The organism is Streptomyces sp. A18, from assembly GCF_059026065.1.
The window spans coordinates 82,132-102,697 of sequence record NZ_JBWLKL010000025.1 but is presented as its reverse complement, the minus strand read 5'-3'; the positions used below and the strand labels follow the sequence as shown (position 1 = coordinate 102,697).

General features: G+C 68.3%; 21 protein-coding genes. 18 read left to right on the top strand and 3 right to left on the bottom strand.

Annotation, left to right across the window (positions count from 1 at the left end):
• The first annotated feature begins 147 nt into the window (after positions 1 to 147).
• The 18 genes from AC5P1C_RS30230 to AC5P1C_RS30145 all read left to right on the top strand — a co-directional run bounded on the left by AC5P1C_RS30230 (position 148) and on the right by AC5P1C_RS30145 (position 16,546).
• Positions 148 to 1,269, top strand: coding sequence for an LCP family protein (locus tag AC5P1C_RS30230; RefSeq protein WP_493869113.1), 1,122 nt, complete (start codon positions 148 to 150; stop codon positions 1,267 to 1,269).
• A gap of 148 nt (positions 1,270 to 1,417) precedes the next feature.
• On the top strand, positions 1,418 to 1,636 hold the full coding sequence (rpmE, locus tag AC5P1C_RS30225) for a 50S ribosomal protein L31 (protein WP_361833600.1): 219 nt from the start codon (positions 1,418 to 1,420) through the stop codon (positions 1,634 to 1,636).
• A 135-nt stretch (positions 1,637 to 1,771) separates the two neighbouring features.
• Positions 1,772 to 2,848: a peptide chain release factor 1 gene (gene prfA / locus AC5P1C_RS30220; protein WP_493869112.1), complete on the top strand. Its 1,077-nt coding sequence runs from the start codon at positions 1,772 to 1,774 to the stop codon at positions 2,846 to 2,848.
• A 36-nt stretch (positions 2,849 to 2,884) separates the two neighbouring features.
• Complete coding sequence (gene prmC / locus AC5P1C_RS30215; protein ID WP_493869111.1) at positions 2,885 to 3,730, top strand: peptide chain release factor N(5)-glutamine methyltransferase; 846 nt, start codon at positions 2,885 to 2,887, stop codon at positions 3,728 to 3,730.
• Between the two features lie 46 nt (positions 3,731 to 3,776).
• On the top strand, positions 3,777 to 4,424 hold the full coding sequence (locus AC5P1C_RS30210) for an L-threonylcarbamoyladenylate synthase (RefSeq protein WP_493869110.1): 648 nt from the start codon (positions 3,777 to 3,779) through the stop codon (positions 4,422 to 4,424).
• A complete protein-coding gene (locus tag AC5P1C_RS30205) occupies positions 4,421 to 5,062 on the top strand; it encodes an arsenate reductase/protein-tyrosine-phosphatase family protein (RefSeq protein WP_493869109.1) in 642 nt (213 codons plus the stop codon). The genes AC5P1C_RS30210 and AC5P1C_RS30205 overlap by 4 nt, the downstream gene beginning before the upstream one ends.
• Before the next feature lie 108 nt (positions 5,063 to 5,170).
• Positions 5,171 to 6,451 (top strand): serine hydroxymethyltransferase, encoded by a 1,281-nt coding sequence (glyA, locus tag AC5P1C_RS30200; RefSeq protein ID WP_493869108.1) that lies wholly within the window; start codon positions 5,171 to 5,173, stop codon positions 6,449 to 6,451.
• Between the two features lie 130 nt (positions 6,452 to 6,581).
• Entirely contained in the window at positions 6,582 to 7,904 is a 1,323-nt protein-coding gene (locus AC5P1C_RS30195; protein ID WP_493869107.1) for an MraY family glycosyltransferase, read from the top strand.
• Positions 7,905 to 8,164: 260 nt separating this feature from the next.
• The gene (locus tag AC5P1C_RS30190) at positions 8,165 to 8,602 is read left to right on the top strand and encodes a Cg1360 family ATP-synthase-associated protein (RefSeq protein WP_493869106.1); all 438 of its coding nucleotides are present in this window, start codon (positions 8,165 to 8,167) and stop codon (positions 8,600 to 8,602) included.
• Positions 8,603 to 8,830: 228 nt separating this feature from the next.
• Complete coding sequence (atpB, locus tag AC5P1C_RS30185; protein ID WP_493869105.1) at positions 8,831 to 9,649, top strand: F0F1 ATP synthase subunit A; 819 nt, start codon at positions 8,831 to 8,833, stop codon at positions 9,647 to 9,649.
• Between the two features lie 73 nt (positions 9,650 to 9,722).
• The gene (gene atpE, locus AC5P1C_RS30180) at positions 9,723 to 9,968 is read left to right on the top strand and encodes an ATP synthase F0 subunit C (protein ID WP_016643250.1); all 246 of its coding nucleotides are present in this window, start codon (positions 9,723 to 9,725) and stop codon (positions 9,966 to 9,968) included.
• A 41-nt stretch (positions 9,969 to 10,009) separates the two neighbouring features.
• On the top strand, positions 10,010 to 10,558 hold the full coding sequence (locus tag AC5P1C_RS30175) for a F0F1 ATP synthase subunit B (RefSeq protein ID WP_493869104.1): 549 nt from the start codon (positions 10,010 to 10,012) through the stop codon (positions 10,556 to 10,558).
• On the top strand, positions 10,555 to 11,376 hold the full coding sequence (locus AC5P1C_RS30170) for a F0F1 ATP synthase subunit delta (protein ID WP_493869103.1): 822 nt from the start codon (positions 10,555 to 10,557) through the stop codon (positions 11,374 to 11,376). Before AC5P1C_RS30175 ends, AC5P1C_RS30170 begins: the two co-directional genes overlap by 4 nt.
• A 127-nt stretch (positions 11,377 to 11,503) precedes the next feature.
• A complete protein-coding gene (atpA, locus tag AC5P1C_RS30165) occupies positions 11,504 to 13,102 on the top strand; it encodes a F0F1 ATP synthase subunit alpha (protein WP_493869102.1) in 1,599 nt (532 codons plus the stop codon).
• A 20-nt stretch (positions 13,103 to 13,122) separates the two neighbouring features.
• Positions 13,123 to 14,040, top strand: a complete 918-nt coding sequence (locus tag AC5P1C_RS30160; RefSeq protein WP_493869101.1) for a F0F1 ATP synthase subunit gamma — start codon at positions 13,123 to 13,125, stop codon at positions 14,038 to 14,040.
• Positions 14,040 to 15,482 (top strand): F0F1 ATP synthase subunit beta, encoded by a 1,443-nt coding sequence (gene atpD, locus AC5P1C_RS30155; protein WP_493869100.1) that lies wholly within the window; start codon positions 14,040 to 14,042, stop codon positions 15,480 to 15,482. Before AC5P1C_RS30160 ends, atpD begins: the two co-directional genes overlap by 1 nt.
• Before the next feature lie 109 nt (positions 15,483 to 15,591).
• On the top strand, positions 15,592 to 15,966 hold the full coding sequence (locus AC5P1C_RS30150) for a F0F1 ATP synthase subunit epsilon (RefSeq protein WP_160507238.1): 375 nt from the start codon (positions 15,592 to 15,594) through the stop codon (positions 15,964 to 15,966).
• A gap of 130 nt (positions 15,967 to 16,096) precedes the next feature.
• Positions 16,097 to 16,546 (top strand): DUF2550 domain-containing protein, encoded by a 450-nt coding sequence (locus tag AC5P1C_RS30145; RefSeq protein ID WP_135331165.1) that lies wholly within the window; start codon positions 16,097 to 16,099, stop codon positions 16,544 to 16,546.
• A gap of 73 nt (positions 16,547 to 16,619) precedes the next feature.
• Here the strand turns inward: AC5P1C_RS30145 and AC5P1C_RS30140 are convergent, their stop codons facing one another.
• The 3 genes from AC5P1C_RS30140 to AC5P1C_RS30130 form a co-directional block, all read right to left on the bottom strand.
• Positions 16,620 to 18,455: a glycosyl hydrolase family 18 protein gene (locus tag AC5P1C_RS30140; protein ID WP_493869133.1), complete on the bottom strand. Its 1,836-nt coding sequence runs from the start codon at positions 18,453 to 18,455 to the stop codon at positions 16,620 to 16,622.
• Positions 18,456 to 18,645: 190 nt separating this feature from the next.
• Positions 18,646 to 19,302 (bottom strand): response regulator, encoded by a 657-nt coding sequence (locus AC5P1C_RS30135; protein ID WP_493869099.1) that lies wholly within the window; start codon positions 19,300 to 19,302, stop codon positions 18,646 to 18,648.
• On the bottom strand, positions 19,299 to 20,489 hold the full coding sequence (locus tag AC5P1C_RS30130) for a sensor histidine kinase (RefSeq protein WP_493869098.1): 1,191 nt from the start codon (positions 20,487 to 20,489) through the stop codon (positions 19,299 to 19,301). Before AC5P1C_RS30130 ends, AC5P1C_RS30135 begins: the two co-directional genes overlap by 4 nt.
• Positions 20,490 to 20,566 lie beyond the last annotated feature (77 nt).

The window sequence follows — 20,566 nt, the reverse complement described above, 5'->3', positions numbered from 1 at the left end:
AGTGCACGATGCGTCACAAGCGCACGCCGGGGCGCCCACAAACCGCTGTGCAACCCTTCTTTCGGTTTCGACGTCTGACAAGTGACGACAAACCGCGCCTGACCCTGAAAGCAGGGGGTACCCGACCCGACGAGGACTGAGGAGCACATGACCGACGAGAGCGCATCCGCGGATACGACACCGAAGCGCGCCCGGGGCGGTGGCGGTCGGCGTCGCAAGCCGCGCGACAAGCGCCGCAAGGTCCTCGTCGTCACCGCGTGGACCGCGGCATCGGTGGTCGTCCTCGGCGGTGCGGGCCTCGGCTTCGTGTACTTCAAGCTCAACGGCAACATCAAGGGCGTCGACATCAACGCGGCGCTCGGCACGGACCGCCCCAAGGACGTCGACAACGGCTCGCAGGACATCCTCGTCCTCGGCTCCGACTCCCGCTCCGGCGACAACGCCAAGTACGGCAAGGACGAGGGCGGCGCCCGCTCGGACACGGCGATGGTCGTGCACGTGAACAAGGGCCACAAGACGGCCAGCGTCGTCTCGATACCCCGCGACACCCTCATAACCCGGCCCGACTGCACGACCGAGGACGGTCAGGAGCAGCCGGGCGCACAGCGGCAGATGTTCAACACGGCGTACGAGGTCGGCGGCCCCGCCTGTGCCGTCAAGACCGTCGAGAAGATGTCCGGCATCCGGATGGACCACTACGTAGAGGTCGACTTCTCCGGCTTCAAGAAGCTCATCAACACCCTCGGTGGCGTCGAGATCACCACCAAGAAGGCCATCAACGACAAAGACAGCCATCTGAATCTCGAGGCCGGCACGCACCAGCTCACCGGTGAGCAGGCCCTCGGCCTGGTCCGCACCCGGCACGGCGTCGGCGACGGCAGCGACCTCGGCCGCATCCAGCTGCAGCAGGCCTTCATCAAGGCCCTGATCAACCAGGTCAAGGACGTCGGAGTCTTCAGCAACCCGAAGAAGCTCTACGACCTCGCGAACGACGCGACGAGCGCCATCACCACCGACTCGGACCTGAACGACGTCAAGAGCCTCGCGGGCTTCGCGAGCGGCCTCAAGGGCATCGGCGCGGGCGACATGAAGATGGTCACCCTGCCCATCCAGTACGACCCCGCGGACCCCAACCGCGTCCTTCCCCTGGAGAAGGCCGACCGGCAGGTCTGGGCGGCGCTCAAGGCCGACAAGCCGATACCCAAGTCCGCCACGGAGGAGTCCGCGGGCGACAAGGGCGACGCAAGCGATGTCGTGACCAGCAACTAGCGGAGTTAGTAGTCCGCCGGGAATAGAACGGAACCCACCCCGGTTTGGGCAGATGCGACCAGTCCTGGCAGACTGGTTCGTCGGCCCCGGTTCACGTACGAGCAATCCGCGCGTACGACCCGGCGCCCTCCCGAATCTAGGAGACACCTTGAAGCGCGACATCCACCCCGAGTACTTCGAGACCCAGGTCAGCTGCACCTGTGGCGCGGAGTTCACCACCCGCAGCACGATCGCCAGCGGCACCGTCCGTGCCGAGGTCTGCTCCGAGTGCCACCCGTTCTACACGGGCAAGCAGAAGATCCTCGACACCGGTGGCCGCGTGGCCCGCTTCGAGGCCCGCTTCGGCAAGGCTGCCGCCAACAAGTAGCGAGCCACTGCGCCGGTCTTCGGCCGCCCTCGGGAGAGGGCGGTTGGGACCGGCGCTTTGCCGTCTGATCGCAGCAGCCACCTTCGCGTAGAACCCTTGCGCAGTACCTTCGCGTAGAAAACTCAGGAGACCCCGATGTTCGAGGCGGTCGAGGAACTGATCGGCGAGCACGCCGATCTGGAGACAAAGCTCGCGGACCCCTCGGTCCACGCCGACCAGGCCAACGCGCGCAAGCTCAACAAGCGCTACGCCGAGCTGACCCCGATCGTCTCGACGTACCGCGCCTGGAAGCAGACCGGCGAGGACATCACGACGGCCCGTGAACTGGCCGCGGAGGACCCGGAGTTCGCCGCGGAGGTCAAGGACCTGGAGAAGCAGCGCGAGGAGATCACCGAGAAGCTGCGGCTTCTTCTGGTGCCCCGCGACCCCAGCGACGACAAGGACGTCATCCTCGAGGTCAAGGCGGGCGCGGGCGGCGACGAGTCGGCGCTCTTCGCCGGCGACCTCCTGCGCATGTATCTGCGGTACGCGGAGCGCGTGGGCTGGAAGACCGAGATCATCGACGCCACCGAGTCCGAGCTCGGCGGCTACAAGGACGTCCAGGTCGCCGTGAAGACCAAGGGCGGCAACGGCGCGACCGAGCCGGGACAGGGCGTCTGGGCGCGACTGAAGTACGAGGGCGGCGTGCACCGCGTGCAGCGCGTGCCCTCGACCGAGTCGCAGGGCCGGATCCACACCTCCGCGGCCGGTGTCCTGGTGACGCCCGAGGCCGAGGAGGTCGACGTGGAGATCCACGCCAACGACCTGCGCATCGACGTCTACCGCTCGTCGGGCCCCGGCGGCCAGTCCGTCAACACCACCGACTCCGCGGTGCGCATCACGCACCTGCCCACCGGCGTCGTGGCCTCCTGCCAGAACGAGAAGAGCCAGCTGCAGAACAAGGAGCAGGCGATGCGTATTCTGCGCTCCAGGCTCCTTGCCGCGGCTCAGGAGGAAGCGGAGAGCAAGGCCGCGGACGCCCGTCGCAGCCAGGTCCGCACCGTCGACCGCTCAGAGAAGATCCGGACGTACAACTTCCCGGAAAACCGGATCTCGGACCACCGTGTCGGCTTCAAGGCGTACAACTTGGACCAGGTGCTCGACGGAGACCTCGACGCGGTCATCCAGGCCTGCGTCGACGCGGACTCCGCGGCCAAGCTCGCGGCAGCTTAAGCACCCGACAACCGCACTGCCCCCCGGAGGACCAGCGTGAACCTGCTGCTCGCGGAAGTGGCCCAGGCCACCCAGCGGCTGGCCGACGCCGGCGTGCCCTCGCCGCGCAACGACGCGGAGGAGCTCGCCGCCTTCGTGCACGGCGTCAAGCGGGGCGAGCTGCACTCCGTCAAGGACTCTGACTTCGACGCCCGCTACTGGGAGACGATCGCGCGCCGCGAGGCCCGCGAACCGCTCCAGCACATCACCGGGCGCGCCTTCTTCCGCTACCTCGAACTGCAGGTCGGGCCCGGCGTCTTCGTGCCGCGGCCGGAGACCGAGTCGGTCGTCGGGTGGGCCATAGACGCGGTGCGCGCGATGGACGTCGTCGAGCCGCTCATCGTCGACCTCTGTACGGGGTCCGGCGCCATCGCCCTGGCCATGGCGCAGGAGGTCCCGCGCTCGCGCGTGCACGCCGTGGAGCTCTCCGAGGACGCCCTGAAGTGGACGCGGAAGAACGTCGAGGGGTCCAGGGTCAAGCTCTCCCAGGGCGACGCGCGTGACGCCCTCCCGGAGCTGGACGGCCAGGTCGACCTCCTCGTCTCGAACCCGCCGTACATCCCGCTCACGGAGTGGGAGTACGTCGCTCCGGAAGCCCGGGACTACGACCCGGAACTGTCGCTCTTCTCCGGCGAGGACGGCCTCGACCTGATCCGCGGCATCGAGCGCACCGCACACCGCCTCCTGCGGCCCGGCGGCGTCGTCGTCATCGAGCACGCCGACACCCAGGGCGGCCAGGTGCCGTGGATCTTCACCGAGGAGCGTGGCTGGGCCGACGCGGCCGACCACCCCGACCTCAACAACCGGCCGAGGTTCGCGACCGCCCGCAAGGCGATGCCGTGAGCACCACCACTTCAAGTCAGCAGTACGTGTACGAGGAGGCCCGCTGATGGCACGGCGATACGACACCAACGACGCGACCGACCGTACGACCGGTCTGCGCGAGGCCGCTTCGGCCGTCCGCCGTGGCGAGCTGGTCGTCCTGCCCACCGACACCGTCTACGGCATCGGTGCCGACGCCTTCACGCCGGAGGCCTGCGCCGACCTGCTCGACGCCAAGGGCCGTGGCCGCAACATGCCGACCCCGGTCCTCATCGGCTCGCCGAACACGCTGCACGGCCTGGTCACCGACTTCTCCGAGTCGGCCTGGGAGCTCGTCGACGCCTTCTGGCCCGGCGCGCTGACCCTGGTCGCCAAGCAGCAGCCGTCGCTCCAGTGGGACCTCGGGGACACCCGTGGGACCGTCGCGATCCGGATGCCGCTGCACCCCGTGGCCATCGAACTGCTCACCGAGGTCGGCCCCATGGCCGTCTCGTCGGCGAACCTCACCGGACACCCCGCTCCGGAGGACTGTGACGCCGCGCAGGAGATGCTCGGCGACTCCGTCTCCGTGTACCTGGACGGCGGCAAGACGCCGGGCATCGTCCCCTCCTCGATCGTGGACGTCACCGGCCAGGTGCCGGTGCTGCTGCGCGCGGGCGCCCTGGACGCGGAGGAGCTCCGCAAGGTGGTACCCGACCTCGAGGTGGCGAATTGACAGCCCCTGAGACGGGGCGTGGCATAGCGGCTTATCCCGATTCGTTCCGCATCCTCCACGTCAGCACCGGAAATGTGTGCCGCTCGCCCATCACCGAGCGGCTGACCAGGCATGCCCTGGCCGACCGCCTGGGCGATCCCTTCACCGGCGGCCTGATCGTGGAGAGCGCGGGCACGTGGGGGCACGAGGGCGCCCCCATGGAGACCAACGCCGAGACGGTGCTCGCGGACTTCGGCGCGGACGCCTCCGGCTTCATGGGGCGCGAACTCCTCGACGACCACGTCATCCGCGCCGACCTCGTCCTGACGGCGACCCGGGACCACCGGGCGCAGGTCATCTCGATGGGCCACTCGGCGGGGCTGCGCACCTTCACACTCAAAGAGTTCACCCGCCTCGTACGGGCCATAGACCCGGCGACGCTGCCCGATGTCGACGGCGGCGTGGTGGCGCGGGCGCGCGCCCTGGTGCGGGCCGCCGCGGCCCTGCGGGGCTGGCTCCTGGCGCCCACGGCAGAGGCGGACGAGGTATACGACCCCTACGGCGCGCCGCTGCCCTTCTTCCGCTCGGTGGGCGACGAGATCAACGAAGCACTCGACCCGGTGGTGACGGCGCTGACGGGCGTACGGGCCAAGGCCTGAGCCTTTCTCCCCGACGCCGGTGAAAGATCCGGTCCGACGCCGCGCGTGCACCGTGTGGCAGGCCTACATTGGAGGGACCCTCACCCCTCGCGAGGCCCGGAGCCCAAGATGCCGGTCAGCACCGCACCCACCGCCGCCCCGACGGCGCCCGCTGACTTCGCCGCGCTCCGCCGCGCGGACCCCCAGATGGCGGAGGTCCTGCTGGCCGAGCAGGATCGCCAGGCGTCATCCCTCCAGCTCATCGCCGCCGAGAACTTCACCTCGCCGGCGGTCCTCGCCGCCCTGGGCTCCCCGCTCGCCAACAAGTACGCCGAGGGCTACCCCGGCGCCCGCCACCACGGCGGCTGCGAGCTGGTCGACGTCGCCGAGCGCATCGCCATCGACCGCGCCACGGCCCTCTTCGGCGCCGAGCACGCCAATGTGCAGCCCCACTCAGGATCCTCCGCCGTCCTCGCCGCGTACGCCGCGCTGCTGCGCCCCGGCGACACGGTCCTTGCCATGGGCCTGCCGTACGGCGGCCACCTCACGCACGGCTCGCCCGCGAACTTCTCCGGGCGCTGGTTCGACTTCGTGGGCTACGGCGTCGACCCGGAGAGCGGCCTCATCGACTACGACCAGGTCCGCGTCCTGGCCCGCTCGCACAAGCCCAAGGCGATCGTCTGCGGCTCCATCGCCTACCCCCGGCACATCGACTACGCGGCCTTCCGCGACATCGCCGACGACGTCGGCGCGTACCTCATCGCCGACGCGGCCCACCCGATCGGCCTGATCGCCGGGGGAGCGGCCCCGAGCCCCGTGCCGTACGCCGACGTCGTCTGCGCCACGACCCACAAGGTGCTCCGCGGCCCGCGCGGCGGCCTGATCCTGTGCGGGTCCGAGCTCGCGTCACGTATCGACCGGGCCGTGTTCCCCTTCACCCAGGGCGGCGCGCAGATGCACACGATCGCCGCCAAGGCCGTCGCGTTCGGCGAGGCGGAGACCCCCGCCTTCACCGCGTACGCCCATCAGGTCGTCGCCAACGCCCGCATCCTGGCCCAGACCCTGGCCGCCGCGGGCTGCGCGATCAGCACCGGCGGCACGGACACGCACCTGATCCTCGTCGACCCGGCGCCCCTGGGCATCGACGCGCACACGGCCCGCGGCAGACTCGCCGCCTGCGGCCTCGTCCTCGACACCTGCGCCCTGCCCTACGCCGACGGCCGCGGCCTGCGGCTCGGCACCGCGGCCGTCAGCAGCCAGGGCATGGGCGACGCGGAGATGGTGCGGATCGCGGGCTTCTTCGCGGATGCGCTGCGTGACGACTCCCAGGACCCGAAGGGCACGAGGGACTCGAAAGTACGAGAGGAAGTGCGTGAACTGGTGGGCAGATTTCCGCCGTATACGGCCTAGGTCGGGGTAGCAGCGTCAGAGGAAGGCGCGTACTCGTGCAACCATCGTCGCTACCCGTAAGTCCCCAACCGTATGCACGCAGAGCTAGGGTGTGGGGCTGAGATGGCCAGCGATACCTGTGGGGAAGCCCGTGCGTGAATACCTGCTGACGCTCTGCATCACGGCCGCGGTGACTTACCTGCTGACCGGCCCGGTGCGGAAGTTCGCGATCGTGGCCGGCGCCATGCCGGAGATCCGCGCTCGCGACGTGCACCGGGAGCCGACGCCCCGGCTCGGCGGTATCGCGATGTTCTTCGGGTTGTGCGCCGGTCTGCTCGTCGCCGATCACCTGCCGAATCTGAACGACGTCTTCGAGCGGTCCAACGAACCGCGCGCCCTGCTCTCAGGTGCCGCGCTGATCTGGCTGATCGGCGTCCTCGACGACAAGTTCGAGATCGACGCCCTGATCAAGCTGGGCGGCCAGATGATCGCGGCCGGCGTCATGGTCCTCCAGGGCCTGACGATCCTGTGGATCCCGGTGCCGGGCTACGGCATGGTCCTCCTGGACCAGGGCCAGGGCACGCTCCTGACGGTCGCGCTCGTCGTCATCACCATCAACGCCGTGAACTTCGTCGACGGCCTCGACGGCCTCGCCGCGGGCATGGTCTGCATCGCGGCCACGGCGTTCTTCCTCTACGCCTACCGCATCTGGTACGGCTACGGCATCGAGGCCGCGGCCCCCGCGACGCTCTTCGCCGCGATCCTCATCGGCATGTGCCTGGGATTCCTACCGCACAACATCCATCCCGCCCGCATCTTCATGGGGGACTCGGGCTCGATGCTGATCGGCCTGGTGCTCGCGGCGGGTGCGATTTCCGCCACAGGTCAGATCGACGGCGACGCCCTGAGCCTGAACTTCGGAGGCACCCGCGATGCCACGCACGCGATGCTCCCGGTCTTCATCCCGCTCCTGATGCCGCTGACGATCATCGCGATCCCGTTCGCCGACCTGGTCCTCGCCATCGTCCGGCGTACGTGGAACGGCAAGTCCCCGTTCGCCGCCGACCGCGGCCACCTCCACCACCGTCTCCTGGAGATCGGCCACTCCCACAGCCGTGCGGTCCTGATCATGTACTTCTGGTCGGCGCTGATCGGCTTCGGCACGGTGGCCTACTCGGTCCACTCGGCCAGCATGTGGATCCTGCTCCTCATCGTCGCCCTGAGCGCGGTGGGCCTCGTGCTGCTCATGCTGCCGCGGTTCACGCCGCACATCCCGGGCTGGGCCGAGTCCTTCGTGCCGCCGCGCTATCGGCGGCGCGGGAGGGCCGCCGCTGACGCCGCGGCGGAGGCGACGGGGGAGACGGATGTGGCGGGGGACGACCGTCCTCCGGTCGAGTCAGACGTCAACGGGGCGACGGCGGTTGGCACCCGCTCGCGCCCGGAGGATCGGCGCAAGGCCGGTTCGTCGACCTGACCGCCACCGTCAAACTCGCCCAATACCAGACAAGTTGCCGCGCCGCGTGCACATACGCGCGGATTAACTCTCATGTGTGACGGCGAGCACACCTAGCAGGTAAAGACCTCATCAAATAGTTTGTGATACCGTTCACGAAACCAGGGAATAGAGCCGAAGGACCGTAGTGCGACGGTCCATTGGCCCGAGGGACACTCTCGACCCCGGACTACGCTCGTCCATGACGACACCCTGCCCCCATCAGTTAGCGGAGCGCCGCCATGCCGTCTCAAGACACCCGAACTCTTCTCCAGTCCGCTGTGCCCACTGCCGCCGTCGGTGCGATCGTCGCCGTGGTGAGTGGTGTGGTCGCGGGTGGCAAGGGAGCTCTCGGCGCTGTCATCGGCACCGTGGTCGTCATTGCTTTCATGGGACTCGGCATGTTCGTCCTGCAGCGGACGGCGAAGTCACTTCCGCAGCTGTTCCAGGCGATGGGCATGATGCTCTATGTCGCCCAGCTTCTGCTGCTCCTCATCTTCATGAGCCTGTTCAAGGACACCACGCTCTTCAACCCCAAGGCCTTCGCCGTCGCGCTCGTCGCGGGGACGATTACGTGGATGGCCGCACAGGCCCGTGCGCACATGAAGGCCAAGATCCTTTACGTGGAACCCGACTCCGAGCAGAAGGACAAGCCGGAGAAGTCGGGGTCCTCGACGTGAAGGGTAGGGCCGGGATAAATGCGCGTTCGAGATGCTGCTATCGTCCGGTGCCAACTGCGGCACTGCTGGCGCGGGCATCTGAGCTGACGCCTGCACGATCGCGAGGCTCGATGCCTGAACGCCGCGCCCACATCCGAAACACCAGTCTGGTGCCGAACCGCGGCTGCGCGCCGCGCCGACACGACAACGAGGTTGCCGTACCTATGCGTCACGCCGAAGGAGCCCGCGGTGAGTGCTGACCAAACTGAGCTCGCCTTTGACTGGAGCTGTCGGATCATGTCCGACAACGGGTGCGGCTTCCCGGCTCCGGGCCTGCACTCGTTCCTCTTCAAGCCGATCGCCACCGTCGGTGGGTTTGAGTTCAACAAGGTGATGCTGCTTGCCTTGATCACGACTCTTGTCGTGATCACCTTCTTCTACGCGGCGTTCGGCAAGGCCAAGGTCGTTCCGGGCAAGCTGCAGATGATGGGCGAGGCCGGCTACGACTTCGTACGCCGCGGGATCGTCTACGAGACGATGGGCAAGAAGGACGGCGAGAAGTACGTCCCGCTCATGGTGTCGCTGTTCTTCTTCATCTGGATCATGAACATCTGGTCCGTGATTCCGCTGGCCCAGTTCCCGGTCGCGTCGATCTTCGCGTACCCGGTGGTGCTCGCGCTCATCGTGTACCTGATCTGGGTGCCGCTCACCTTCAAGAAGCACGGCTTCGTCGGTGGCTGGAAGAACATCACGGGCTACGACAACTCGCTCGGCCCGATCAAGTGGCTCGTGTCGTTCATCGAGTTCTTCTCGAACCTGCTGGTGCGCCCGTTCACGCACGCGGTGCGACTGTTCGCCAACATGTTCGCCGGTCACCTGATGCTGGTGATGTTCACCGTCGCCTCCTGGTACCTGCTGAACAGCTTCATGATCCCGGCCGCCGGTGTCTCCTTCGTGATGACGATGGCCATGATCCTCTTCGAACTCTTCGTGCAGGCCGTTCAGGCGTACGTCTTCGTGCTGCTTGCCTGCTCGTACATTCAGGGCGCTCTCGCCGAGCACCACTGAGCCCCTGTCAGCAACCCCCTAAGCGCCCGGTGGCCAACCCCCACCGGTCCATGAAAGAGAAGGAAGTAACGGCATGTCCGCGACTCTCGAGCTCGCCGCCCTCCAGGGTGACATCAAGGCCCTCGGCTCCATCGGCTACGGTCTCGCCGCGATCGGTCCCGGCATCGGTGTTGGCATCGTCTTCGGTAAGGGCACCGAGGCGCTGGCCCGTCAGCCTGAAGCCGCTGGCCTGATCCGTGCCAACCAGATCCTTGGTTTCGCCTTCTGTGAGGCGCTCGCCCTCATCGGCATCGTCATGCCGTTCGTCTACGGCTCCTGATCGCCCAAGACGATTAGCCCCGTTCGACGAAAGGCAATGATGTGATCGCCAACCTGGTACAGCTGGCGGCCGAGGAAGAGCAGAACCCGCTCATTCCGCCCGGCCCCGAGCTGCTCGTCGGCGCCATCGCCTTCGCCATCGTCTTCTTCTTCTTCTGGAAGAAGCTCCTCCCGAACATCAACAAGGTTCTGGAAGAGCGCCGGGAGGCGATCGAAGGCGGTATCGAGAAGGCCGAGGCCGCTCAGACCGAGGCCCAGAGCGTGCTTGAGCAGTACAAGGCTCAGCTCGCCGAGGCACGGCACGAGGCCGCGCGTCTGCGCCAGGAGGCGCAGGAGCAGGGCGCCACGCTCATCGCTGAGATGCGCGCCGAAGGCCAGCGGCAGCGCGAGGAGATCGTCGCCGCCGGTCACACGCAGCTCGCTGCCGACCGCAAGGCCGCCGCGCAGTCGCTGCGTCAGGACGTGGGCCAGCTGGCCACCGACCTGGCCGGCAAGCTCGTCGGTGAGTCCCTCGAGGACTCGGCACGGCAGAGCCGCACCATCGACCGTTTCCTCGACGAGCTCGAGGAGAAGGCCGAGGCTGCTCGATGACAGCCCACGGAGCTAGCCGCGAGGCCCTGGCCGCCGCGCGCGAGCGTCTTGACGCGCTGACCGACAACACGTCGGTCGACGCCAAGCAGCTCGCGGACGAGCTGGCCTCGGTCACCGCGCTGTTCAACCGCGAAGTCTCGCTGCGCCGGGTCCTGACCGACCCGTCGCAGTCCGGCGAGGCCAAGGCCGAGCTCGCCGGGCGGCTGCTCGGCGGGCAGGTGGGCGGCGAGACCGCTGACCTGGTGGCCGGCCTGGTCCGCTCGCGCTGGTCGCAGTCGCGTGACCTGGTGGACTCCCTCGAGGAGCTCACCAACCTCGCCGAGCTGACCGGTGCGCAGAAGTCCGGCGCGCTGGACGACGTCGAGGACGAGCTGTTCCGGTTCGGCCGGATCGTCGCCTCGGACACCGGACTCCGGTCCGCGCTGACCGACCGCGCCGCCTCGGGTGCCGCCAAGAGCGAGCTGCTGCGCAGCCTGCTCGGGGGCAGGGCCAACGAGGTCACGGAGCGGCTCGTCGAGCGCCTCGTGACCGCGCCCCGTGGACGTAGCCTGGAAGCGGGACTCGAGTCCCTCTCCAAGCTGGCCGCGGACCGCCGGGACCGGATGGTCGCAGTGGTCACTTCGGCTGTGCCGCTCTCGGACCAGCAGAAGCAGCGCCTCGGTGCCGCCCTCGCGAAGGTCTACGGCCGCCAGATGCACCTGAACCTCGACGTGGACCCCGAGGTCCTCGGCGGGATCACGGTGCAGGTCGGCGACGAGATCATCAACGGCAGCATCGCGGACCGCCTCGAGGACGCACACCGCCGCATGGCGCGCTAGAACTAACGCAAAACGTTGTAATTACGGCCCTAGTTGGGCCGTGCAGAGGATTCACCTCTTACTTGGGGGGAGTCCCCAGACCCCCAAAGTGAAACTTCGGGCCCAACAAGGAGAGCAGGGAACCCAGATGGCGGAGCTCACGATCCGGCCGGAGGAGATCCGGGACGCACTGGAGAACTTTGTCCAGGCGTACAAGCCGGACGCGGCCTCGCGCGAGGAGGTCGGTTCGGTCACCGTTGCCGGTGACGGCATCGCGAAGGTCGAGGGCCTCCCCTCGGCCATGGCCAACGAGCTGCTGAAGTTCGAGGACGGCACCCTCGGTCTCGCCCTCAACCTTGAGGAGCGCGAGATCGGCGCCGTCGTACTCGGCGAGTTCAGCGGCATCGAAGAGGGCCAGCCGGTCACCCGTACCGGCGAGGTCCTGTCCGTCGCGGTGGGCGAGGGCTACCTCGGCCGCGTCGTCGACCCGCTCGGCACCCCGATCGACGGTCTCGGCGAGATCGAGACGTCCGGACGCCGCGCCCTCGAGCTGCAGGCCCCCACGGTCATGGACCGCAAGTCGGTGCACGAGCCGATGGAGACCGGCTACAAGGCCGTCGACGCGATGACCCCGATCGGCCGTGGCCAGCGTCAGCTGATCATTGGTGACCGCCAGACGGGCAAGACCGCCCTGGCCGTCGACACGATCATCAACCAGCGCGACAACTGGCGCTCGGGCGACGTGAACAAGCAGGTGCGCTGCATCTACGTCGCCGTCGGTCAGAAGGGCTCCACCATCGCCTCCGTGCGCGGTGCCCTCGAAGAGGCCGGCGCGCTCGAGTACACGACCATCGTCGCCGCCCCGGCGTCCGACCCGGCGGGCTTCAAGTACCTGGCGCCCTACACCGGCTCGGCCATCGGCCAGCAGTGGATGTACGAGGGCAAGCACGTCCTCATCATCTTCGACGACCTCTCGAAGCAGGCCGACGCCTACCGCGCCGTGTCCCTGCTGCTCCGCCGCCCGCCGGGGCGCGAGGCCTACCCGGGTGACGTCTTCTACCTGCACTCGCGTCTGCTCGAGCGCTGCGCGAAGCTCTCGGACGAGATGGGCAAGGGCTCGATGACGGGTCTCCCGATCGTCGAGACCAAGGCGAACGACGTGTCGGCGTTCATTCCGACCAACGTCATCTCCATCACCGACGGTCAGTGCTTCCTGGAGTCCGACCTGTTCAACGCCGGTCAGCGTCCGGCCCTGAACGTCGGTATCTCGGTCTCCCGTGTCGGTGGCTCCGCCCAGCACAAGGCGATCCGCCAGGTGTCGGGACGTCTCCGCGTGGACCTCGCCCAGTTCCGTGAGCTCGAGGCGTTCGCCGCCTTCGGTTCCGACCTGGACGCCGCGTCGAAGGCCTCCCTCGAGCGTGGTCAGCGCATGGTCGAGCTGCTCAAGCAGGCTCAGTACCAGCCGATGGCCACCGAGGACCAGGTCATCTCCATCTGGGCCGGCACCACGGGCCGCATGGACGAGGTACCGGTCGCCGACATCCGGCGCTTCGAGCGCGAGCTGCTCGACTACCTGCACCGCAAGGAGCAGGGCCTGATGACCTCCATCAAGGAGGGCGGCAAGATGTCCGACGACACGATCACGGCCATCACCGACGCCGTCGCCGAGTTCAAGAAGCAGTTCGAGACCTCGGACGGCAAGCTGCTCGGCGAGGACGCTCCGGCTGCCGTCGACGCGTCCAAGTGACGACGGAAGGGACCTGACTCATGGGAGCCCAGCTCCGGGTCTACAAGCGTCGCATCAAATCCGTCACCGCGACCAAGAAGATCACCAAGGCGATGGAGATGATCGCCGCCTCGCGTGTCGTCAAGGCACAGCGCAAGGTGACCGCCTCCACTCCGTACGCGACCGAGCTCACGCGCGCGGTCACCGCGGTGGCCACGGGTGCCAACGACAAGCACCCGCTGACCACCGAGGCCGAGGCTCCGACCCGGGCCGCTGTCCTGCTCCTCTCGAGCGACCGCGGTCTGGCCGGCGCCTTCAACTCCAACGCCATCAAGGGTGCGGAGAAGCTCACCAAGAAGTTGCAGGACGAGGGCAAGGAGGTCGACACGTACATCGTCGGCCGCCGTGGCATCGCGCACTACAACTTCCGTGAGCGGAAGATCGCCGGGCAGTGGACGGGCTTCACGGATGCCCCTTCCTACGCGGATGCCAAGGAGATCGCCGCACCCCTGATCGAGGCCATCGAGACGGACACGGCCGAGGGCGGCGTGGATGAACTCCACATCGTCTACACCGAGTTCATCTCGATGATGACGCAGGAAGCAACCGATGACCGGCTGCTCCCGCTCAGCCTCGACAAGGTCGCCGAGGAGGCGGGTCAGACGGACGAGGCCCGCCCGCTGTACGACTTCGAGCCGTCGGCGGAGGACGTCCTGGACGCTCTGCTGCCGCGCTACGTCGAGAGCCGTATCTACAACGCGCTGCTCCAGTCGGCTGCTTCCAAGCACGCCGCCACGCGCCGCGCGATGAAGTCGGCGACCGACAACGCGGGTGACCTGATCAACGCTCTCACCCGTTCTGCCAACGCGGCCCGCCAGGCCGAAATCACCCAGGAAATCAGCGAGATCGTCGGTGGCTCCAGTGCCCTGGCCGACGCTTCTGCGGGGAGTGACAAGTAATGACGACCACTGTTGATACGGCCGTTGCCACGGGCCGCGTCGCCCGGGTGATCGGCCCGGTCGTCGACGTGGAGTTCCCCGTCGACGCCATGCCGGAGATCTACAACGCCCTTCACGTCGAGGTGGCCGACCCGGCCAAGGACGGCGAGCTGAAGACGCTGACGCTCGAGGTCGCCCAGCACCTCGGCGACGGCATCGTCCGCGCGATCTCGATGCAGCCCACCGACGGTCTGGTCCGCCAGGCCGCGGTGACCGACACGGGCAGCGGTATCACCGTCCCGGTCGGTGACATCACCAAGGGCAAGGTGTTCAACACCCTCGGTGCGATCCTGAACCACCCCGAGGCCGAGGCCGACGTCACCGAGCGCTGGCCGATCCACCGCAAGGCCCCGGCCTTCGACCAGCTCGAGTCCAAGACCGAGATGTTCGAGACCGGCCTGAAGGTCGTCGACCTTCTCACCCCGTACGTCAAGGGTGGAAAGATCGGTCTGTTCGGTGGAGCGGGCGTCGGCAAGACCGTCCTCATCCAGGAAATGATCATGCGTGTGGCCAAGCTGCACGAGGGCGTTTCCGTGTTCGCCGGTGTCGGCGAGCGCACGCGTGAGGGCAACGACCTCATCGACGAGATGGAAGAGTCGGGCGTTCTGGACAAGACCGCCCTGGTCTTCGGCCAGATGGACGAGCCGCCGGGCACGCGTCTGCGCGTCGCCCTGGCCGGTCTGACCATGGCGGAGTACTTCCGCGATGTGCAGAAGCAGGACGTGCTGTTCTTCATCGACAACATCTTCCGCTTCACGCAGGCCGGTTCCGAGGTCTCGACCCTGCTCGGCCGTATGCCCTCCGCGGTGGGCTACCAGCCGAACCTGGCCGACGAGATGGGCCTCCTCCAGGAGCGCATCACCTCGACGCGTGGTCACTCGATCACCTCGATGCAGGCGATCTACGTCCCCGCGGACGACCTCACCGACCCGGCCCCGGCCACGACCTTCGCGCACCTCGACGCGACGACCGTGCTGTCGCGTCCGATCTCGGAGAAGGGCATCTACCCGGCGGTGGACCCGCTGGACTCGACGTCCCGCATCCTGGACCCGCGCTACATCGCGCAGGACCACTACGACGCCGCCATGCGCGTCAAGGGAATCCTGCAGAAGTACAAGGACCTCCAGGACATCATCGCGATCCTCGGCATCGACGAGCTCAGCGAAGAGGACAAGCTGGTCGTTCAGCGCGCCCGTCGTGTCGAGCGCTTCCTGTCGCAGAACACGCACGCCGCCAAGCAGTTCACCGGTCTCGACGGTTCGGACGTGCCGCTCGACGAGTCGATCGCGGCGTTCAACGCGATCATCGACGGCGACTACGACCACTTCCCCGAGCAGGCGTTCTTCATGTGCGGTGGCATCGAGGACCTGAAGGCGAAGGCCAAGGAGCTCGGCGTCTCCTGAGTCCGTGACTCACGGGAGGGGTGGGCGAGTCCCGCCCCTCCCGGTACGCCCACTAGAATTTGACCCAACACCCGGCGAAGCCGCCGGGTGGTGACCCGAGGAGCCACCCTTGGCTGCTGAGCTGCATGTCGAGCTGGTCGCCGCGGACCGCAGTGTCTGGTCCGGCGAGGCCACCCTGGTCGTCGCGCGCACCACGTCCGGCGACATCGGCGTCATGCCCGGTCACCAGCCGCTTCTGGGCGTGCTGGAGTCGGGCCCGGTGACCATTCGTACGAGCGACGGCAACACCGTCGTCGCCGCCGTCCACGGAGGATTCATCTCCTTCGCGGACAACAAGCTGTCACTGCTTGCTGAGATCGTCGAGCTGTCGGACGAGATCGATGTCCAGCGTGCGGAGCGGGCGCTCGAGCGCGCGAAGTCGGAGGCCGACGCCTCCGCCGAGCGTCGCGCGGACGTCCGACTGCGGGCGGTGTCGTCGCGCTGAAACCGGCGCGACGGCGTTTGACGTGACTCAGCCGCGGCCAGGTCCGGAGCAATCCGGACCGGGTCGCGGCTGAGGCGATGCGGGTGCAATTCTGTTGGTCCGTTACGAAGAGGCGAGGAGGTCGGTGCCGATGATCCTCACTCTGCTCGTGTGCGGACTCGTATTGGTCGCGCTGGTGTTGGTGGGGCTCTTCGTCTTCGGACTGCGGCGCCGGCTCATCCAGCGCTCCGGCGGCACCTTCGACTGCAGCCTGCGCTGGAACGCCCCGGAGAAGGGCGACACCTCGGGCAAAGGCTGGGGGTACGGGGTCGCCCGTTACAACGGCGACCGGATCGAGTGGTACCGCGTCTTCTCGTACGCTCCCCGGCCCCGCCGGGTTCTTGAGCGCTCGGCCATCGAGGTCGTGGACCGTCGCGCACCGGACGGCGAGGAGGAGCTGGCGCTGCTCTCGGACGCGATCGTCCTCGGCTGTCTGCACCGCGGCGTCCGCCTGGAGCTGGCGATGGGCGAGGACGCACTGACGGGTTTCCTGGCGTGGCTTGAGGCGGCGCCTCCGGGGCAACGGGTCAACGTGGCGTAGGTGCCCGAAGGCATGAAGAAGCCGGGGAGAACGGGGGGCGTACCCGTTCTCCCCGGCTTCGTCTTGGGGCGAGTTACTTCAGGCCGTCATTGATGGCGGACACCAACTCACCGTTGGTGGTATCCCCGCTGAACTCCCAGAAGAACGCGCCTCCCAGGCCCTGCTGCTTCGACCAGGCCATCTTGCTCTTGACCGTCGCCGGGGTGTCGTACGACCACCAGTTGTTGCCGCAGTGGGCGTAGGCCGTACCGGCGATGGTGCCGTTGGCGGGGCAGGAGTTCTTGAGGACCTTGTAGTCCTCGATGCCCGCTTCGTACGTGCCCTGCGCGGCGCCCGTAGCCGTGCCGCCGGGCTCCTTCTGCGTGACCCCGGTCCAGCCCCGCCCGTAGAAGCCGATGCCGAGCAGCAGCTTGGCCGCGGGCACGCCCTTCGCCTTCAGCTTCGTGATCGCGTCGGCGGAGTTGAAGCCCGCCTGCGGGATGCCGGGGTAGGAGGTGAGGGGCGAGTGCGGGGCCGTCGGGCCCTTGGCCGCCCATGCGCCGAAGAAGTCGTACGTCATCACGTTGTACCAGTCGGCGTACTGCGAAGCGCCGCCGTAGTCGGCCGCGTCGATCTTGCCGCCGTCGGAGCCGTCGGCGGTGATCGCGGCGGTGACCAGGGCGTCCTTGCCGAACTCGGTGCGGAACGCCTGCATCATGTTCTTCATCGCTGCCGGGCCGCTGGTGTCGCAGGTCAGGCCGCAGGCGTTGGGGTACTCCCAGTCCAGGTCGATGCCGTCGAAGACGTCGGCCCAGCGCGGGTCCTCCACCAGGTCGTGGCAGGACTTGGCGAAGGCGGCCGGGTTCTTCATCGCGTCGGTGAAGCCGCCGGACCAGGTCCAGCCGCCGAAGGACCAGAGGACCTTGAGGTCAGGGTGCTTGGCCTTGAGCTTGCGCAGCTGGTTGAAGTTGCCGCGCAGGGGCTGGTCCCAGGTGTCGGCCTTGCCGTCGACGGACTGTTCCGCGGTGTACGCCTTGTCGTAGTCGGCGTAGGCGTCGCCGATGGTGCACTTGCCGCCCTGGACGTTGCCGAAGGCGTAGTTGATGTGCGTGATCTTGGAGGCGGAGGCCGAGGTGTCGATGTTCTTCACGTGGTAGTTGCGGCCGTAGACGCCCCACTGGGTGAAGTAGCCGAGCTTGACCTTGTCACCGGGGCCGGGGCCCGGGTCGGTGCCGCCCGTCGTGTGCACCTTGACGGCGCCGGACGCCGGTCCCGTCTGGTCCGCGGTGTCGCGGGCCTGGACCGTGTACGAGTAGTCGGTGCCCGCGGTGAGGCCGCTGTCGGCGTACGAAGTCCCGGTCACCGTCGCGACCTTGGAGCCGTCCCGAAGGACGTCGTAGTTCTTGACGCCCTTGTCGTCGGTGGCCGCCTTCCAGGCGAGCTTCACCGAGGTGTTGGTGATGTCGGACGCGGTGGGAGTGCCGGGTGCCGACGGCGGGTTGTCGCCCGGGACGCTGCCGCCGTCACAACTGCCGCCGTTGATGAGGCAGTTGGCGGGAGAGCCGGGTCCCGAGCCGTTGAACCCGAAGGAGACGGAGGCGCCGGGGGCGAGCGTCCCGTTCCAGCCGAGGTTCTTGGCGGTCCAGCGGTTGCCGGAGTTGGTGACGGTGGCGTCCCAGGCGGAGGTCACCTTCGTGCCGGTGGGGAAGTCCCACTCGACGTTCCAGGAGCTGATGGCGGTGGTGCCGGTGTTCTTGACGGTCCACTTGCCCTCGAAGCCGCTGCCCCAGTCCTGGGTCTTGGCGTACGTGGCGGTGGCCGCGGGGGCTGCTTCCGGCGCGGCTTCGGCGGGGCCGCCGAGCGCGACCAAGGTGGCGAGCGGGAGCAGCAGGGTGGTGAAGCCTGCCACGGCTCTGTGTCTGAAGCGCAAGGTGCGCAAGGTGTGCTCCTCGGGTGAGATCCGGGGGTCATAGGGGTGGAACCCTGCGCCGCCCGTGAGCACGTGGAACACGTGGGGGAGTGCTCACCGCAGTGCGGTGAGAATAGAAAGGTCTGGACCAGCGGTCAAGAGGTCTGAACCATTGGCCGGATCGCGTCGGTCGGGTGCACCGAAGCCGGGCTCATACACCCAACTCCTGTGCGAGTACGGCCGCTTGGACCCTGCTGCGCAGCTCCAGCTTTGCGAGCAGTCGGCTGACGTGCGTCTTCACCGTCGCCTCCGCCATGTCCAGACGGACCGCGATCTCCGCGTTCGACAGTCCTTCGCCGAGGCGGGCGAGCACCTCGCGCTCGCGGCGGGTGAGGGTGTCGAGGATGGCGGGATCGGGCCCGTTCTCGCGGCGCGCGGGGTTCATGGTCCTCGGGGCCGCGAACTCGGCGATCAGCCGCCGGGTGACGGCCGGGGCGATCAGGCCTTCGCCGCGGCCGACGGCACGGACCGCCTCCAGGAGGTCCTTGGCCTCGGTGTTCTTCAGGAGGAAGCCGGAGGCACCCGCGCGCAGCGCGCCGAAGACGTACTCGTCCAGGTCGAAGGTGGTCAGGACGAGCACGTCCGAGAGCCCTTCCGTGACGACCTGACGGGTCGCGGAGACCCCGTCGAGGCGCGGCATCTGGATGTCCATGAGCACCAGATCGGGCCTCAGTTCACGGGCGAGCGCCACCGCCTCCTCGCCGTCCGACGCCTCGCCGACCACCTCGATGTCCGGCGCGCTGCGCAGGATCAGGACGAGCCCCGCCCGTACGGCGGACTGGTCCTCGGCGACGAGCACTCGGATCACGGGGAAGCTCCTTGGTCTGCGGGGGCGACGGGAAGGGTGGCACGGACGTCCCAGACCTTGCCGTCCGCGGTGCTCTCGGGGCCCGACTCGAAGGTGCCGCCGAGTAGTTCGGTGCGTTCGCGCATGCCGACGAGACCGGCTCCGGAGCCGGGGGCGCGGGGTCCGGCGGGGGAGCCGTAAGGGCTGGTCACGTGGACGTCGAGGGAGCGGGGGCGCTGGGTGAGCGTCACCGTGACCAGGCCGGGCGACGCGTGCTTGAGGGCGTTGGTCAGGGACTCCTGGACGATGCGGTACGCCGCGAGTTCGACGGGCGCGGGGAGCACCGGGCCCTCCGGGTCGCGAGCGTCGTCGAGGATGACGTCCAGGCCATTGGTGCGGGCGTTGTCGATCAGGGCCCCGAGGCCGTCCAGGGTGGGCGCGACCGTCGGCTCCCGGTCGTCGCCGGCGTCCCGCAGGATCCCGATGAGGCGGCGCATCTCGGCCAGGCCCTCGACGCTGTTCTCGCGGATGACGGCGAGGGCGTCGCGAGTGGTCCTGGGGTCGTCCAGGGAGAGTGCGGCCGTGGAGTGGATGGCGATCGCCGAGAGGTGGTTGGCGACCATGTCGTGCAGCTCGCGGGCCATGCGGGAGCGTTCGGCGATGACGGCCTGTACACGGTCCATCTCGGCGAGCAGCGCGGTCTGTTCGGCCCGCAGCTTGGCCGCGGCGGCGGCCTCGCGGTGGTTGCGAACCAGGACGCCGGTGGCCGCGGGACCGAACGAGACGATGCCGCTCGCCACGCCGATGAGCACCGCTTCCGGCTCCTGCCACCACGCGAGCAGGCCGACCGTCAGGACCACCGTGATCGCGCCGGTGGTGAGCGGGATGCGGCGGGCCGAGGCCGGTGTGCCGTAGACGACGGCCGCGTACACGATGTCCGTGAACATCAGGACCGACGCGAGGTTGCCCGCCGTGAACTGGTCGAAGGCCAGCGCGAGCGTGGCGATGGTCAGGGCGGTCCGCGGCATGCTCTGGCGCAGCAGCTCGACTCCGCCCAGGACGAGGAGCGGGACCAGCGACCAGTTGAGGCCGAGCAGCCGGTCCGTCTGCATGGGCAGCCCGAGCCCCCACAGCGCGAGCCCGGCGAGCACGCTGCCCACGGCGATCTGTACGTCGACGCGGTGCGGTCGGGGGAGGGGCAGGGCCATGCCTCCATCCAACACGGCGCGCCGGGGCAGTGCCTGATCCTGAGGGAGGAACCGCGCGCTACATCGAAGGATGCAGT

Excerpts from the sequence above, each read along its gene's own strand:
- atpD (WP_493869100.1), top strand. The coding sequence starts at position 14,040 with ATGACGACCACTGTTGATACGGCCGTTGCCACGGGCCGCGTCGCCCGG.
- AC5P1C_RS30230 (WP_493869113.1), top strand. The coding sequence starts at position 148 with ATGACCGACGAGAGCGCATCCGCGGATACGACACCGAAGCGCGCCCGG.
- AC5P1C_RS30160 (WP_493869101.1), top strand. The coding sequence starts at position 13,123 with ATGGGAGCCCAGCTCCGGGTCTACAAGCGTCGCATCAAATCCGTCACC.
- AC5P1C_RS30130 (WP_493869098.1), bottom strand. The coding sequence starts at position 20,489 with ATGGCCCTGCCCCTCCCCCGACCGCACCGCGTCGACGTACAGATCGCC.
- AC5P1C_RS30145 (WP_135331165.1), top strand. The coding sequence starts at position 16,097 with ATGATCCTCACTCTGCTCGTGTGCGGACTCGTATTGGTCGCGCTGGTG.
- AC5P1C_RS30190 (WP_493869106.1), top strand. The coding sequence starts at position 8,165 with ATGCCGTCTCAAGACACCCGAACTCTTCTCCAGTCCGCTGTGCCCACT.
- atpE (WP_016643250.1), top strand. The coding sequence starts at position 9,723 with ATGTCCGCGACTCTCGAGCTCGCCGCCCTCCAGGGTGACATCAAGGCC.
- atpA (WP_493869102.1), top strand. The coding sequence starts at position 11,504 with ATGGCGGAGCTCACGATCCGGCCGGAGGAGATCCGGGACGCACTGGAG.
- glyA (WP_493869108.1), top strand. The coding sequence starts at position 5,171 with ATGCCGGTCAGCACCGCACCCACCGCCGCCCCGACGGCGCCCGCTGAC.
- prfA (WP_493869112.1), top strand. The coding sequence starts at position 1,772 with ATGTTCGAGGCGGTCGAGGAACTGATCGGCGAGCACGCCGATCTGGAG.
- AC5P1C_RS30170 (WP_493869103.1), top strand. The coding sequence starts at position 10,555 with ATGACAGCCCACGGAGCTAGCCGCGAGGCCCTGGCCGCCGCGCGCGAG.
- AC5P1C_RS30210 (WP_493869110.1), top strand. The coding sequence starts at position 3,777 with ATGGCACGGCGATACGACACCAACGACGCGACCGACCGTACGACCGGT.